The sequence below is a fragment of the Neptunitalea lumnitzerae genome (assembly GCF_027924185.1).
Lineage (GTDB): Bacteria > Bacteroidota > Bacteroidia > Flavobacteriales > Flavobacteriaceae > Neptunitalea > Neptunitalea lumnitzerae.
Map to the genome: position 1 here is coordinate 664,325 of NZ_BRVO01000002.1, position 15,156 is coordinate 679,480.

A 15,156-nucleotide genomic window follows, 5' to 3' on the forward strand; every position below is an offset into this window, starting at 1 on the left:
GCTACATTAACTATCAGATAAAATACTTTCTCCGTTTAAGTCAGTGGTTAATATATCGCTCATTAAATCAAAAAATGGGCGAATGGCTTTAAAACTGTCTGAAACTAAATGAAGAAAGTTATTAGATACAACCTCTTTATTGGTTAGCTTTTTGGTAAAAACATATTGTTTCTTTCTAATTAAGGCTATATCAGCATGTGTTTTATCAAATCCTTTAGGTGCAGTTTTTAATTCTTCTCCTTCTATAGCCCCCCAAACATTCTTGATTTCGTCAAGATTTATAACCTCTTTAAACTCCTCGGCATCCATTTCTAACTCTTTTCGTATTCTCATCAAATCATCTTTTTCAGGAGCCCAAAATCCGCACGCTAAAAATGAATTATTAGGTTCTAAATGTACATAGTAACCGCCTCTTAATCTTGGTTTTATTCTATGGAAAGAACATCCCAAATTAATTTTATAAGGAGCTTTATTTTTAGAAAAACGAACATCTCTATAAATTCTAAACATTTTTAAAGAGTCTACCTCGTCATGTGTTTTTAGATTTGCTAACACTTCTTCGTTAAACAGTTTTACCTTTTTCTCTAAATCTTTGAAGCGTTTTTTATTATCCGCAAACCATTCTCTATTATTATTTTCTTTTAATTCTTCCAGAAATTCAAATAACTCGTTCGGAATTGTAATCATAGCTTTATTGAAGTTTAATACTTTCTTAAATATGGTCCAAGATACATATTAAATTAATATTTTTGATATGAATTGCAATGACTAAAAGAATGAACAAAAAAGAGCTCATAGAACAAATTAAAAATTTACAACCTGCCATAAATTTTGATTTAAAAAAAAGAGTTGAACAATTTACAGATACACTTTTTAAATGTCTTTTTGATGTTTCTACCGATTTAGAATCTCATTTAGATGTACTGTTAGATGAGTTTATTACGCTTGCAGAAATTGTTTGTTGGGATGAAGCCAAAAATTGCACCAAAATATGGGACCAATTTGTTTATAAATTACCACAACTATTAGCTTCTTTAAATGAAGATGCTTCTTCCATTGAAATGAATGATCCGGCCGCTGAGTCTTTAGAAGAAGTTTACTTGGCATACCCAGGATTTTATGCTATTGCTGTATACAGAATTAGTCATGAGCTTTATAAGCTTGGTTTTCCATTGGTTCCAAGATTAATGACCGAATTTGCCCATAAAGTTACCGGGGTAGATATTCATCCAGGAGCACAAATTGGAAAATCATTTTTTATAGACCATGCTACAGGTGTAGTTATTGGTGAAACTACGGTAATCAAAGACAACGTGAAAATTTATCAAGGGGTAACTTTAGGTGCCCTTTATGTAGATAAAGAATTGAAAAATAAAAAAAGGCATCCCACAGTTGAGAGTAACGTTACTATATATGCAAATGCAACCATTTTAGGTGGAGATACCGTTATAGGAGAAAATAGTATTATTGGAGGAAATGTTTGGGTTACAAACTCAATACCTTCCAACTCACTTGTATACCACTCTCCTGAAATAAAAGTAAAAGAATTGAAATGAAAAAGAACACATTATTAGACCTAATTGGAAATACTCCATTAGTGAAATCACAAAACCTTATCAGTAATACTAATATATCTTTATACTTTAAGCTAGAAGGTAACAATCCTGGAGGTAGTGTAAAAGACAGAGCAGCTTATAATATGATTCAAAGTGCTTTAGAAAGAGGTACTATAGATAAAAACTCTAAACTTATAGAAGCTACTAGTGGTAATACAGGTATAGCACTTGCTATGATTGCTAGTCTATTTGGTTTAGACATTGAATTGGTAATGCCAGAAAACTCTACCAAAGAACGTGTACAAACCATGCGTGCATACGGTGCAAAGGTAACCCTTACCCCTAGTGATGTTGGTATTGAAGGGTCTAGAGATTATGCAGAAAAAAAGGTAAAAGAAGAGGGCTTTATTTCTTTAAATCAATTTGGAAATGATGATAACTGGTTAGCACATTACAAAACAACCGGACCAGAAATTTGGAGAGATACAGAAGGTACTATTACACATTTTGTTTCTTCTATGGGTACTACAGGTACCATTATGGGAACCTCAACTTACTTAAAAGAAAAAAATAGTAATGTACAAATAGTAGGTGTACAACCTGGTGAAGGTGCTAAAATACCTGGCATTAGAAGATGGCCTAAGGAGTATTTACCAACTATTTTTACTCCTAGTAAAGTAGATCAGATTATTGATGTAACCGAAGAAGAAGCAAGAGCCATGACCAAAAAATTGGCCATAGAAGAAGGAATTTTTGCTGGTATGAGTAGTGGTGGCGCAGCAGCAGCTGCAGTTAAACTTAGTAAAACTATAGAAAGCGGTACAATTGTCTCTATTGTTTGTGACCGCGGAGATAGATATTTATCTTCTGATTTATTTGACTAAATAACATCAGAAATAATTAAAAAATTATATAAAAAAATGGCTTTTAAAGCCATTTTTTTCGTTTAAAGTAATATATCATTAATATGAATATGAGCAACATTACACCCCAAACTACATGGTAACCATATTTATAATGTAACTCTGGCATATTGTCAAAGTTCATTCCGTATATACCTGCTATAAAGGTTAATGGTATAAAGATGGTTGCTATAATGGTTAGCACTTTCATTACATTGTTCATTTTGTTACTTATAGTACTCATATACATGTCTATAAGCCCCCATATCATCTCTCTATACAATTCTATAGTTTCAATTACCTGAACAATGTTATCATATAAATCTTTAAAATAATTATTGGTTTGTGGATAAATGAAATTAGCATCTACTTTTTCTAATCTATTAAGTACTTCACGTAAAGGAAAAATAGACTTTCGAATACGTAGAGCTTCCCTTTTTAAATCTTGAATTTGTTGAGAAGATGTTTCCTCCGGATCTCGAAATAATTGATCCTCCATATCTTCTATCTTCTCGCTTAACGATTCTATAATTAAGAAGTAATTATCAATAATAGAATCTAATATACAAAACAGTAAATAATCAGATTTTTCTGTTCTTATTCTCCCCTTACCGGCCTCTAATCGTTTTCTTAATCCATCAAAAACATCATGTTCAGATTCTTGAAAAGTAAGTACATAATTTTCTCCCATTATAATAGAAATATGCTCTACCACCAATTCTTCATTTTTATAATAAAGCATTTTGGCTACCACAAAAACATATTCTTCAAACTCATCAATTTTAGGCCGTTGGTGTGGATCTACAATATCTTCTAATATTAACGGATGAATATTATAATGTAGCCCAAGTTTCTTAATATCTTCTACATTATTTATTCCGGTAAGGTTGGTCCACGTTACAGAATCTTCGGTACCAATGTCATAGGTTTGAGTAACATCACTATAATTCTCAAGGCTATAACGGTCTTTATTATAATCTATCACCTCCAAATGTAAACTTACATCTTCCTTATCTCCCATATAGGTTACCGTTCCCGGTGCTAAACCTATTTTCTTTTTTGCTTTAGAGGGTCTTTTTAATCTAATCCTTTTCTTAGCCATAATGTTACTACACTTTTGAATAATTTTAAAAATAAGAAGTTTATTCCATTTTACTACTTAATAAAAACCTAAGATTATAACAACTATTCTACATTATCAATGTTTTCTTTGAACAAAAAGTAAAAGATTACCAGTTTCATGAGCTATTTTTACAGTATCTTCTACAATGGTATTTCTAGTCCCAATTCTATTTGTAAGGGTTAAAGTTTCCTTATGCAAAGGATACTTAACTCCTTCAGAGATAATACCAGTAACCTCCGCAAATGGCACTAGCGAAATAATATGGTTTACAAACCCAGAAATGATAGTTGTGTTTTTAGCAAAAAAATAAAATCCATAGTCGTCAAAACAACAAATTTCAATTACGTCTTTACTTTTAACCATAGAATTAATATTCCCAAGAAAATGATCTTGTTCTAATCCACTACAACCATAAACTGCTACACTTTTAAAACCATCATTTTTTATAAGTGCTATAGCTTTTTCAAAATCTGTTTTATCTTGATCTGGAGTGTACACAACAGAAGTTCCTTTAGCTATTGTATCAATATCTAAAGAATCAAAATCTCCTGAAACTACATCTGGCTGAATTCCTTTTTCTACCAAATAAGTATAAGCACCATCAGTACAATAAATACGCTTGTATAAAGATACATCTGGTAAAATTTCAGGAGGTAGTCCGTTTATAAAAAGTAATACATCCTTCTCATGAAGGTTTTCAGCAGTTATAGTTTGCATTCTTTATTTATGTCTATTTTTTAAAACTTTTACAACATCATCTAACGTATAATTCTTTGCCTGTAACAATATTAAATAATGAAATAATAAATCGGCACTTTCATTTAAAAATAAATCATCATTTGCATCTTTAGCTTCTATAACTACCTCAACAGCTTCTTCACCAACTTTTTGTGCAATTTTATTAATTCCTTTTTCAAATAAAGATGCTACATAACTTTTTTCTTTATCAGCATTTAATTTTCTATCGGTAATAACAGCTTCTAAATTACTCAAAAAACCAAAATTAGTTTTATTTTCTTCTCCCCAACAAGTTGCTGTACCAGTATGACATGTAGGTCCTACTGGATTTACGGATACTAGTAAGGTATCATTATCGCAATCATTTTTTATATCCACTAAATTCAAAAAGTTTCCACTTTCTTCACCCTTTGTCCACAAGCGCTCTTTAGTTCTGCTATAAAAAGTAACTTTTTCTGTTTGTACGGTTTTATTATAGGCCTCTTCATTCATATAGCCCAACATTAATACATTTTTAGTAATTGCATCTTGGATGATAGCAGGAACTAAACCGTCTTTATTTTTATTAAAATCTATGTTCATTGTAATATTTTCCTAAATAATTTAAAATAATTTTGGTAGAAACAGTACTAAATAATCTCTCCAATTTTTCCATTCATGTCCCCCTTCACTTTCATGATATTCATAGGTCATACCAATACTATCTAAAGTATTCCTAAAATCAATCACATTTTTAAATAAGAAATCTTCTTTACCAATACCAATCCAATATAATTGATACTTATTTTCTTTCTGAGTCTTTAATGTTTCTTCTATATTATTATACACATCAGAATGTTTATCTTTAGTAGGTAGTGTTGCAGGAGAAAATAAACCTACATAATCAAAAGTATTCTCATAATATCTAGAAATGTGAAGAGAATGATATCCACCCATTGATAGCCCAGCGATACCCGTATTTTTCTTTCCTTTCTTAATACGGTAATTAGCCTCTATAAAAGCCATTATATCTTTAAAAGAAGCTTCAAAAGTACCCTCCATGGTTTTAGGCATCATAAACTGAGGTGTATAATAGCCTTTAACACCTTCTCCAGGAGCTGCTTGCTGAATTACATTACCATTAGGCATTACTACCACCATAGGCTTCACTTTTCCTTCTGCAATAAGGTTATCTAATATTTGAGAAGCACGCCCTAATGCCAACCAAGCTTCTTCATCTCCTCCTGCTCCATGTAATAAATATAAAACCGGATAGTCATTTTTAGAGTTTTCATACCCTGGTGGTGTATATACAGAAAGTCTTCTGTTCATATCTAAACTCTCAGAATAATACCATTGTTTAGTAATAGTACCATGGGGTACATCATTTACCACATAATAATCTGCATTTCCACCTTTAATAAAAAAAACATTCATTAAAGAAGATACATCTCTAATTACAAATGGGTTCCCCGGGTCGGTAGTTTTCACTCCATCAATAACAAAATTATACGTGTGTAATTCTGGTGATAGTGCTTTGGTTGTATATTTCCACAAATCATTGGTTTTAACCAAATCTACAGGAATAGTTACATTATCGGTTTTTGGTAGCCAATCTCCAACTAACTGAATTTTTGAAGCGGTATTATTTTTCAAATAAAAAGTTACCGTGTTATCTGCATTTACTTTTGGTGAGTTAACTGCCGCTGCACTAAAAATAGCCTCTTGAGCTGTTAAACTGCATACTACAAAAAATAGCAATGCACTACATATATGTTTCATTGTATATTAATTAAATTCTCATTAAAACACCTTTATCAGATAAATATTTTTTTAAATCTGATATTGCAATTTCTTTATAATGAAATACACTAGCTGCCAAGGCAGCATCTGCAAATCCTTCTGTAAAGGTATCTAAAAAATGTTGCATATTACCTGCTCCACCCGATGCAATAACAGGAATTGTTAACTCTTTAGATAATTTAGCTAAGGCATCATTTGCAAAACCATTTTTAGTACCATCATTATTCATGGAAGTAAATAAAATTTCACCAGCTCCTCTTTCCTCTGCTTCTTTAGCCCACTCAAATAGGTCTAATTCTGTAGGTACTTTTCCCCCTACTAAATGAACCTTCCATTGTCCATCTACTTGTTTTGCATCTATAGCCACTACCACACATTGACTACCAAACTTTGCTGATAATTCATTTATTAATTCCGGACGTTTAACCGCAGAAGAATTAATAGATACTTTATCGGCTCCGCTATGTAAAAGTACATCTACATCTGCTACAGAAGATATCCCTCCACCTACTGTAAAAGGTATATTCACACGTTCTGCAACGTGTTCAACCAACTGAGCTAATGTTTTTCTTCTTTCTTCAGTTGCAGAAATATCAAGAAACACCAATTCATCTGCTCCATTTTGAGCATAAAATTCAGCTAATTCAACAGGATCTCCTGCATCTTGCAGATCTAAAAAATTAATCCCTTTTACGGTTCTTCCATTTTTTATATCTAAACAAGGTATAATACGTTTTGTTAACATGCTACTTAATTATCAGTTGGTTTCTAGTATAAAATCCTCTAGTTGCTTTAAGGTGATATTACCTTCGTAAATAGCTTTTCCTATAATGGTACCTTCACAACCTAACAAGGCTAACTGTGGTAACTCTTCAAACTTTGAAATACCTCCAGAAGCTATAAGTTTAATACCTTCAGAATTTTCTAATATCTCCTGATATAAATCAAAAGAAGGACCTTGTAACATTCCGTCTTTACTTATATCTGTGCAAATAACATAAGATACGCCTTGCTCTAAATAACTTTTAATAAATGGTAAAATAGCCCTTTCAGAATCTTCTTGCCAACCATTAATGGCTATCTTTCTATCTTTTGCATCGGCTCCTAAAATAATTTTATTGGCTCCGTATGTTTCTAACCAACTCATAAACTTAGTAGGTTCACTTACAGCAATACTACCTCCAGTTATTTGTTCAGCACCACTTTCAAAAGCTATTTTTAAATCTTCATCTGATTTTAACCCACCTCCAAAGTCAATGTGCAAACTCGTTTTGGTGGCAATTTGTTCTAGCACTTTATAGTTTACAATATGCTTACTCTTAGCTCCATCTAAATCTACCACATGTAAGTGCTTAATACCAGCTGCTTCAAATTGCTTGGCAACTTCTAAAGGGTTTTCATTATACACCTTCTTAGTATTGTAATCTCCCTTAGAAAGTCTTACACATTTTCCATCAATAATATCAATTGCAGGTATAATTCTCATGTCTAAATTTTTAAAAAGTTATTTAAGATCGCTTCTCCGGCAGTACTACTTTTTTCAGGGTGAAATTGAACTCCATAAAAGTTATTCTTATGCAGAGCGGTACTATACCAATCTCCGTAAAATGTTTTAGCAATGGTTTCTTTACATAATGGCGCATAGTAGCTATGCACTAAATACATAAATTCTTTCTCTTTAATAGCTTTAAATAAAGCTCCTTCTAAAGCTTCTATTTGATTCCATCCTATTTGAGGCACCTTTTCTTCTCCTTTAAATTTAAACACCTCTACATCAAAAATCCCTAAACCTTTAGTATTGCCTTCTTCTGTATGTTTACACATTAATTGCATGCCTAAACAAATACCTAAAACTGGTTGCGTAAGGGTTGGAATAACCTTGTCTAATCCGGTATCAAGCAATTTATTCATGGCACTACTAGCCTCACCCACTCCAGGAAAAATAACTTTATCGGCAGTTCTTATAAAATCTTCATTATTGGTTAACACAGCTTCATACCCTAACCTTTTCACCGCAAATTGAACATTTTTTATGTTTCCGGCTCCGTAATCTATAATAGCTATATTCATAGTCTAAATATCTTATTAGCTTTATAACATACCCTTGGTAGAAGGTAGTATCATTTTTTCTGAATCTCTTTTTACTGCCATCTTAATAGCTTTTGCAAATGCTTTAAATATGGCCTCTATTTTATGATGCTCATTGGTACCTTCAGCTTTTACGTTTAAATTGGCTTTGGCTCCGTCTGAGAATGATTTAAAGAAATGTAAAAACATTTCAGTAGGCATTTTACCCACCATTTCTCTATTAAATTCAGCATCCCATACCAACCAATTTCTACCACCAAAATCAATAGCTACCTGGGCTAAACAATCATCCATTGGTAAACAAAAGCCATAACGTTCTATTCCTAACTTATTCCCCAATGCCTTACTAAAAGCTTCCCCTAAAGCTATAGCTGTATCTTCAATAGTATGGTGTTCATCTACTTCTAAATCTCCATTTACTTTAATCTCTAAATCCATTTGGCCGTGTCTGGCTAATTGATCTAGCATATGATCAAAAAATGCCAATCCGGTTTCAATGGTACTTTTACCTGTACCATCTAAATTTAAATGAATGTAGATATCTGTTTCATTGGTTTTTCTAGAAATTTCAGCCGTACGATCTTTTAACTTTAAAAGCTCGTATATCTCTTTCCAATCAGTAGTTTTAAGAACAATGCTCTCTAATATTTTAGTTTTATCATCTGTTAACTCGTCCGCACCTAAGTCTTCATGGTCAGAAATAAAAATTCCCTTAGCTCCTAAGTTTTTAGCCAGCTCCATATCAGTTAAACGATCTCCTAAAACAAAAGAATTTTCAAGATCGTATTCCTGATTATTAATATACTTAGTTAACAACCCTGTACCTGGCTTACGTGTAGGAGCATTTTCATGAGCAAATGTTCTATCTATAAATATTTCATCAAATCGGATTCCTTCATTTTCAAAAGCCTTAACTATAAAATTCTGAGTAGGCCAAAAAGTATCTTCAGGAAATGAGTCTGTTCCTAACCCATCTTGGTTCGTAACCATTGCCAACTCATAATCTAGTTCCTTTACTATTTTTACTAAATATTGAAATACCTTAGGATAAAACTCTAACTTATCTAAACTATCTAACTGATAGTCATAAGGTTCATACACTAATGTACCATCTCTGTCTATAAATAATACCTTTTTCATTTATTTCAATTCTTTTAAAATGTTCAATACTTTCTTATTCTCTTCTGGGGTACCCACAGTTATTCTAAGCGTATTTTCACATAAGGGTTGCGTTGTTCTATTTCTAATAACTATACCTCTTTCTAAAAATTGATTGTAGCGTGCTTCTGCATTATCAACTCTTACCAATATAAAATTAGCGTCGGTTTTAAATACCTCTTTTACAAAATCAAGTTTTCTAAGTTCCTCTTCTAGATAAAATCGTTCGTTAAGTAATACTTGAATTTGCTTTTGAACTTCCACATCATTTAATACTTGTTGTAAAGCTTTCTTCTGTGTAAGTTCATTTACGTTGTAAGGGGGTTTTATTTTATTCAGTAAAGAAATAATCTCTTTAGATGCAAAGCATATTCCTAATCGTATACCCGCCATACCGTAGGCTTTAGATAAAGTTTGGGTTACAATCAAATTAGGATAGTTGGCTAATTGTGTTATCCAACTTTTATCTTTAGAAAAATCAATATACGCTTCATCTACTACTACAATACCCGGAAAACTCTCTAAGATTTCCTGTATATTTTCTTTAGTAAAACTATTGCCTGTAGGGTTGTTAGGAGAGCAAATGAAAAGTAGTTTTGTAGTACTATCAGTTGCCTCTAGCATGGCCGATACATTAGGCTGAAAGTTATGGGTTAGCAAAACTTCCTTATTCTTTACATCATTCAAATCTGCCAATACTTTGTACATACCGTAAGTAGGTGGTAATGTAATAATACTATCGGTACCAGGTTCGCAAAAGGCTCTAAATATTAAATCTAAAACTTCATCACTTCCATTTCCTAATAATATTTGCTCCTCAGTACATTGCTTTAGTTCTCCTATAGCTTTTTTTAGGGTACGTTGGTATGGATCAGGATACCTATTCACGCCATTTTCAAACGGATTCTCATTAGCATCTAAAAAAATCATATCACTTCCTGTAGCGGTATATTCATCTCTTGCTGACGAATACGCCTTTAGAGAGGCTATATTTTTTCTAACTAAAGTATAGAGGTTAAACTGCTTACTCATTTTCCAAACTTTTTAAACGTAGTGTAACAGCATTTTTGTGCGCAAAAAGTCCTTCTGCTTCTGCCATTAATTCAATAGCGTTTCCTATATTCTGTATGCCTTTTTTGGTTATTTTTTGAAACGTCATGCTTTTTAAAAAGCTATCTAAATTAACGCCACTATATTGCTTAGCATAGCCATTAGTAGGTAATGTATGGTTTGTTCCTGAAGCATAATCTCCTGCACTTTCAGGAGTATATGAACCTATAAAAACAGAACCTGCGTTTATAATACCCTCTACAAAAATTTCTTCCTTTTCAGCAACTACAATAAAGTGTTCTGGTCCGTAGGCATTAATAAACGCTAACGCTTTTTCTTCATTTGTAAAAGAAATAAGCTTTGCATGCTCAATAGCAAGCGATGCAATTTCTTTTCTTGGTAGTTTTTCTAATTGTTTTTTTAGAGCCTCTTCAACTGCTTCTACTGTAGTTATATCTGTAGAAACTAAAATTACTTGACTATCGGGTCCGTGTTCAGCTTGCGAAAGCAAATCTGCTGCCACAAATTCAGGATTTGAAGATTCGTCTGCAAAAACAAGTAATTCAGAAGGACCAGCAGGCATATCTATAGCTACACCAAATTTAGTAGCTAATTGTTTTGCTACGGTAACAAACTGATTGCCTGGACCAAAAATCTTATATACTTTAGGAATACTCTCTGTGCCAAAGGTTAACCCAGCAATTGCTTGTATACCTCCTACTTTTAAAATTTTAGTAACTCCGCATAGTTGTGCTGTGTATAATATAGCCGGATTCACTTTCCCTTCTTTATTAGGTGGTGTACAAAGTACTATTTCTTCACAGCCTGCTATACGTGCAGGTACGGCTAACATTAATATGGTAGAGAACAAAGGTGCTGACCCTCCCGGTATATATAAGCCCACTTTTTGAATGGCCTTTTTCTGCTGCCAACACAATACTCCTTCTCTTGTATTTACTTCTACCTTTTCAGTCTTCTGTGCGGCATGAAATGTTTCAATATTACTCTTAGCAAGTTGAATAGCCTTCTTTAATTCTTGGCTAACCACTTGAAATGCTTCATCTATTTCATCTTGGCTAACTTCAAAGCTATTGATTTCAACACCATCAAATAATTCGGTATACTTTTTTAATGCTGCATCTCCTTTATGAGAAACCTCTGTAAATATTTCATTTACTGTTTCTTCTATGTCTTCAACATTCTGTGTGGGTCTAATTACTAAATTATCCCAAGTGTTTATAGGCGGATTTACTAGTTTTTCCATTACAATACCATTTTTTCAATAGGACATATTAATATACCTTCTGCACCGTTATTTTTTAATTCATCAATTACTTCCCAAAACGTTTCCTCGTTAATTACCGAGTGTATAGAAGACCATCCTTCTTCTGCCAAAGGCAATACTGTAGGACTACGCATACCCGGTAAAATTTTAATGATATTATCTACTTTATCATTAGGAGCATTCAAAAGCACATATTTAGATTTTCTGGCTTTAAGAACAGATTGAATTCTAAATTGAAGCTTCTCTAAAATTTCTTTAGACTCCTTTGATATTTTTGGTGATACGGTTAAAACTGCTTCACTTTTTAGTATCTCCTCTACCTCTTTCAAGTTATTTTTAAAGAGTGTACTTCCACTAGAAACAATATCTACTATAGCATCTGCCAAACCAATATTAGGAGCTATTTCTACTGAACCATTAATAAGGTGAATATCTGCATTAACACCTTTATCAGCCAAAAAGTTTTTAACCGTATTAGGATAAGAAGTGGCTATTTTTTTCCCTTCTAAATCTTTAATAGAATTATAAACTCCATTTTTCGGAATAGCTACACATACTCTACATTTAGAAAAACCTAACTTTTCAACAATCGGCAAATCTTGTCCTTTTTCAACTAACAAATTTTCACCTATAATGGCAATATCCACAACTCCATCTCTTAAATATTGTGGTATATCACCATTTCTTAAATATAAAACTTCAATAGGAAAGTTTCTTGCAGAAGCCTTTAATTGGTCTATACCATTATCAATAGAAATTCCAGAATCCTTTAATATCTTTAAAGAATCTTCATTTAACCTACCGGATTTTTGAATCGCAATCTTTAACATTTCACATCACATTTAAAAATTAAAAAAGCCCGTTTGATTTCTCAAACGGGCTTAGTAGACTTTATTATAAATACAGATACAACAAAACTATCACCTCATTTGAGCTGAAGAATAATAGTGATGATGTAAATGGTTAAAATTCATTATTTTGGCTTATTACCTATTTTGTAATGTTCAAATTTAAAGTAACTTTTTTAAAAATAAAAGAATCGTAAGTAAAAAAAAGTGTTTTTTTTACAAATATCTAAAATTTAAGCTTTTAAGTTTTTATTAACAAAAAATTATTAGTACTTTAAGACCATTGATTGCTGAAACAATTGTTGAACCTTTAAAGATATTTAGACTTAATGATGTTTTTATTTTCCCCCCTCATGAGTTCTTTTGATTATATTATTATAGTAACACTTACCCTATTCTTTTTAGCCCTAGGATATTTTAGTTTTAAAGCTAGATTAGTAAACAAAGAAAATACGACTAAAAGTGACGATCATGACATAGTTAATGATTACAGAGTTTCTAATTTTGGAGTACCTGGGCAGATAAGAGCTGTAAAAACATATGATCGAGGTGTTTTTATTAAAGATTCCGATCATTCTAAAATTTATAATAATCAAGAAATTAACGAACAATTGAGTCAGAAAGATGACTTACAACTAATAGAAGGAGTTGGACCAGCAATTGAAAAAAGGTTTAATGATAATGGTATTTTTACTTATGAGCAGCTTACACATTTGCCGAAAGAAGATAAAAAAACTATTTCAAAAGTAGTTTCTTTTTTACCTAAACAAATTGATATTGAATATATCAGCAGTCAAGCTAAACTTTTTTCTAACAACAAGGAATTTTCTGCTTAAAAGCGCTATTTAACCAATTTTCTTATATATTTTTATTAAAACGGTAAGGTGGATTCACTTTTACCGTTTTTTTATGGAAGACGGAATAGTATCTAGCATCTTTTTAAAACTAAGAGCCACTCCATTAGTCCAACCAAAGCCATCTTGTGTTTCATATTCTCCTCCTCCAGAAAGCAATTCTAGGTTCTCTACATTATACTTTTCCATCATTTTACCGGTGTTGGCATATACCCGCTCATTTAAACTGAGCCATTTTTCTATAATTTCTTTCGCCTCATCTCGGTAACCATAATTTAGCAATCCTCTCACAGCCATATATTGTAAAGGTGCCCAGCCATTTGGTGCATCCCATTGTTGCTCTGTATGTGTTAAGGTAGTAACAAGTCCTCCTGCTTTTAAGAAATCTTGCATAAGCCTATCCTTTACGTGCTCTGCCTGCTCTTTGGTGGCTATTCTAAAAAATAATGGATACACCCCTGCCATGGTTAATTTATGAGAACATTGTTGTTCAGAAATTATATAATCGGTAAAGAACTCCGCTTCTTTATTCCAGAAATTATTTCTAATAAATTCGTTTCTTTTTAACGCTTTCTTTAAATAAATACGCTTACTAATAGTATCCTTTTGCTCACCAAAGTAATTAGCTATTTGATGTTCCATAAAAAATAAAAGACAATTCAAATCAACAGGTGCTATATCTATGGTAGCTGTTGAACTAAAATCATTCTCTTTTTGATACCATCTGCTACTAAAATCCCAACCAGATGCAGCCGCAGCTCTTATGTTTCTGTATACCTTTTCCTTCTGATTCTTGTCTAAGTTTTCGGCTAGTTCTACATCTTCTCTATAAGACTCTTCTCTAGGGGTGTTCTTATAATCCCAATATCTATTTAATAAGGTTCCATTATTTGTAGTTAAAACAGCATTAATAGGCTTAAAGGGGCTTGATATATCATCTGTACCCTTCATCCAGTAATTATACTCTTTTAAAATGTAAGGACCATACCGCTTCAATACATTACTATCTCCTTTAGCAAGGGCATGAACCATTAAACCAAAAAAAGGAGGTTGAGATCTAGATAAATAATAATTTCTATTACCATTTGGTACAAAGCCTAAAGTATCCACTAAAAAGGCAAAATTATCTACCATATCCTTAGCTAATTCTGTTTGTCCATCAGCTAGAAGACCTTGCATTGTAAAGTAACTATCCCAATAGTAAATCTCTCTGAACCTTCCTCCTGGAACAACGTAAGGCTCTGGTAACGGTATTCTAGAACTAAATGGATGATATTTATCTGCGTGACGTGTTAGCACCGGCCACATACCACTTATATGCTCGTACATATTTTTTGTGGTATCTGTAATAAAGTCCTTTTGTATAGACTTTGTCATTAAAAAGTAATTATGAACAAAAGACTCTAAATCAAAATCTTTTTTATGACGTTGCTCCTCATAAAATTGTAAAATTTTAGCTTTAGATATTTTAGGCTTCATATCTACAAACGTCTTAGAATCTTTAAAGATCATACTCATTTGTACTTCCTTAAAAAATTCAGATTGATAATAGTTTTGAGGAGCATCCTTTTTCACTTCCTGAGTGCAGGATAAGCTAAAAGATGTTATCATAAGAAGTATTAATTTATTAAACTTAGAAAAAAACATAGCTACATTTTTTTCTTAAGGTAAGAAAAATAATATAAAATCAGAAAACAAAAAATCGCCAATAATTATGTATTACTGGCGATTTTACCAAAACCAAATAATTAGTAAGCATATTACAACTTAAC

16 protein-coding genes are annotated in these 15,156 nt (G+C 32.2%); 3 read left to right on the forward strand and 13 right to left on the reverse strand.

What is annotated here, in order from left to right; genetic code table 11:
* Positions 1–6: 6 nt before the first annotated feature.
* A complete protein-coding gene (locus tag Y10_RS10145; RefSeq protein ID WP_281765270.1) occupies positions 7–687 on the reverse strand; it encodes a DUF2461 domain-containing protein in 681 nt (226 codons plus the stop codon).
* 89 nt (positions 688–776) lie between these two features.
* Between Y10_RS10145 and epsC the strand changes: the two genes are divergently transcribed.
* Both epsC and cysM read left to right on the forward strand, forming a co-directional pair.
* On the forward strand, positions 777–1,556 hold the full coding sequence (gene epsC, locus Y10_RS10150) for a serine O-acetyltransferase EpsC (protein ID WP_281765271.1): 780 nt from the start codon (positions 777–779) through the stop codon (positions 1,554–1,556).
* Positions 1,553–2,440 carry a cysteine synthase CysM gene (cysM, locus tag Y10_RS10155; protein ID WP_281765272.1) on the forward strand — a complete coding sequence of 296 codons (888 nt, stop codon included), beginning with the start codon at positions 1,553–1,555 and terminating at the stop codon, positions 2,438–2,440. The genes epsC and cysM overlap by 4 nt, the downstream gene beginning before the upstream one ends.
* 43 nt (positions 2,441–2,483) lie before the next feature.
* On the opposite strand, the gene corA is transcribed toward cysM, so the two are convergent.
* From corA to hisG, 11 genes are all read right to left on the reverse strand, one after another.
* A complete protein-coding gene (gene corA / locus Y10_RS10160) occupies positions 2,484–3,560 on the reverse strand; it encodes a magnesium/cobalt transporter CorA (protein WP_281765273.1) in 1,077 nt (358 codons plus the stop codon).
* 96 nt (positions 3,561–3,656) lie between these two features.
* Positions 3,657–4,298, reverse strand: a complete 642-nt coding sequence (locus Y10_RS10165) for a thiamine diphosphokinase (RefSeq protein WP_281765274.1) — start codon at positions 4,296–4,298, stop codon at positions 3,657–3,659.
* Positions 4,299–4,301: 3 nt separating this feature from the next.
* Positions 4,302–4,901 (reverse strand): bifunctional phosphoribosyl-AMP cyclohydrolase/phosphoribosyl-ATP diphosphatase HisIE, encoded by a 600-nt coding sequence (hisIE, locus tag Y10_RS10170; protein ID WP_281765275.1) that lies wholly within the window; start codon positions 4,899–4,901, stop codon positions 4,302–4,304.
* A 21-nt stretch (positions 4,902–4,922) separates the two neighbouring features.
* Positions 4,923–6,080, reverse strand: a complete 1,158-nt coding sequence (locus tag Y10_RS10175) for an esterase (RefSeq protein WP_281765276.1) — start codon at positions 6,078–6,080, stop codon at positions 4,923–4,925.
* 10 nt (positions 6,081–6,090) lie between these two features.
* On the reverse strand, positions 6,091–6,846 hold the full coding sequence (hisF, locus tag Y10_RS10180) for an imidazole glycerol phosphate synthase subunit HisF (RefSeq protein WP_281765277.1): 756 nt from the start codon (positions 6,844–6,846) through the stop codon (positions 6,091–6,093).
* Positions 6,847–6,858: 12 nt separating this feature from the next.
* Complete coding sequence (gene hisA, locus Y10_RS10185) at positions 6,859–7,587, reverse strand: 1-(5-phosphoribosyl)-5-[(5-phosphoribosylamino)methylideneamino]imidazole-4-carboxamide isomerase (RefSeq protein ID WP_281765278.1); 729 nt, start codon at positions 7,585–7,587, stop codon at positions 6,859–6,861.
* Positions 7,588–7,589: 2 nt separating this feature from the next.
* Entirely contained in the window at positions 7,590–8,171 is a 582-nt protein-coding gene (gene hisH / locus Y10_RS10190) for an imidazole glycerol phosphate synthase subunit HisH (protein ID WP_281765279.1), read from the reverse strand.
* A gap of 21 nt (positions 8,172–8,192) precedes the next feature.
* A complete protein-coding gene (hisB, locus tag Y10_RS10195) occupies positions 8,193–9,329 on the reverse strand; it encodes a bifunctional histidinol-phosphatase/imidazoleglycerol-phosphate dehydratase HisB (protein ID WP_281765280.1) in 1,137 nt (378 codons plus the stop codon).
* A complete protein-coding gene (gene hisC, locus Y10_RS10200) occupies positions 9,330–10,379 on the reverse strand; it encodes a histidinol-phosphate transaminase (protein WP_281765281.1) in 1,050 nt (349 codons plus the stop codon).
* A complete protein-coding gene (hisD, locus tag Y10_RS10205; protein WP_281765282.1) occupies positions 10,372–11,661 on the reverse strand; it encodes a histidinol dehydrogenase in 1,290 nt (429 codons plus the stop codon). Before hisD ends, hisC begins: the two co-directional genes overlap by 8 nt.
* Positions 11,661–12,512, reverse strand: a complete 852-nt coding sequence (gene hisG / locus Y10_RS10210) for an ATP phosphoribosyltransferase (RefSeq protein WP_281765283.1) — start codon at positions 12,510–12,512, stop codon at positions 11,661–11,663. Before hisG ends, hisD begins: the two co-directional genes overlap by 1 nt.
* 347 nt (positions 12,513–12,859) lie before the next feature.
* On the opposite strand from hisG, the gene Y10_RS10215 reads away from it, so the two are divergent.
* Entirely contained in the window at positions 12,860–13,366 is a 507-nt protein-coding gene (locus Y10_RS10215; protein ID WP_281765284.1) for a hypothetical protein, read from the forward strand.
* Positions 13,367–13,426: 60 nt separating this feature from the next.
* On the opposite strand, the gene treF is transcribed toward Y10_RS10215, so the two are convergent.
* Complete coding sequence (gene treF, locus Y10_RS10220; RefSeq protein ID WP_281765285.1) at positions 13,427–14,995, reverse strand: alpha,alpha-trehalase TreF; 1,569 nt, start codon at positions 14,993–14,995, stop codon at positions 13,427–13,429.
* Between the last annotated feature and the right edge of the window lie 161 nt (positions 14,996–15,156).

Bases quoted from the DNA above. Each gene is read 5' to 3' on its own strand.
- hisIE (WP_281765275.1), bottom strand. From the start codon at position 4,901: ATGAACATAGATTTTAATAAAAATAAAGACGGTTTAGTTCCTGCTATC.
- epsC (WP_281765271.1), top strand. From the start codon at position 777: ATGAACAAAAAAGAGCTCATAGAACAAATTAAAAATTTACAACCTGCC.
- treF (WP_281765285.1), bottom strand. From the start codon at position 14,995: ATGATAACATCTTTTAGCTTATCCTGCACTCAGGAAGTGAAAAAGGAT.
- hisF (WP_281765277.1), bottom strand. From the start codon at position 6,846: ATGTTAACAAAACGTATTATACCTTGTTTAGATATAAAAAATGGAAGA.
- corA (WP_281765273.1), bottom strand. From the start codon at position 3,560: ATGGCTAAGAAAAGGATTAGATTAAAAAGACCCTCTAAAGCAAAAAAG.
- Y10_RS10175 (WP_281765276.1), bottom strand. From the start codon at position 6,080: ATGAAACATATATGTAGTGCATTGCTATTTTTTGTAGTATGCAGTTTA.
- Y10_RS10145 (WP_281765270.1), bottom strand. From the start codon at position 687: ATGATTACAATTCCGAACGAGTTATTTGAATTTCTGGAAGAATTAAAA.
- cysM (WP_281765272.1), top strand. From the start codon at position 1,553: ATGAAAAAGAACACATTATTAGACCTAATTGGAAATACTCCATTAGTG.
- hisA (WP_281765278.1), bottom strand. From the start codon at position 7,587: ATGAGAATTATACCTGCAATTGATATTATTGATGGAAAATGTGTAAGA.
- hisH (WP_281765279.1), bottom strand. From the start codon at position 8,171: ATGAATATAGCTATTATAGATTACGGAGCCGGAAACATAAAAAATGTT.
- hisG (WP_281765283.1), bottom strand. From the start codon at position 12,512: ATGTTAAAGATTGCGATTCAAAAATCCGGTAGGTTAAATGAAGATTCT.
- Y10_RS10165 (WP_281765274.1), bottom strand. From the start codon at position 4,298: ATGCAAACTATAACTGCTGAAAACCTTCATGAGAAGGATGTATTACTT.
- hisB (WP_281765280.1), bottom strand. From the start codon at position 9,329: ATGAAAAAGGTATTATTTATAGACAGAGATGGTACATTAGTGTATGAA.
- hisD (WP_281765282.1), bottom strand. From the start codon at position 11,661: ATGGAAAAACTAGTAAATCCGCCTATAAACACTTGGGATAATTTAGTA.
- Y10_RS10215 (WP_281765284.1), top strand. From the start codon at position 12,860: ATGATGTTTTTATTTTCCCCCCTCATGAGTTCTTTTGATTATATTATT.
- hisC (WP_281765281.1), bottom strand. From the start codon at position 10,379: ATGAGTAAGCAGTTTAACCTCTATACTTTAGTTAGAAAAAATATAGCC.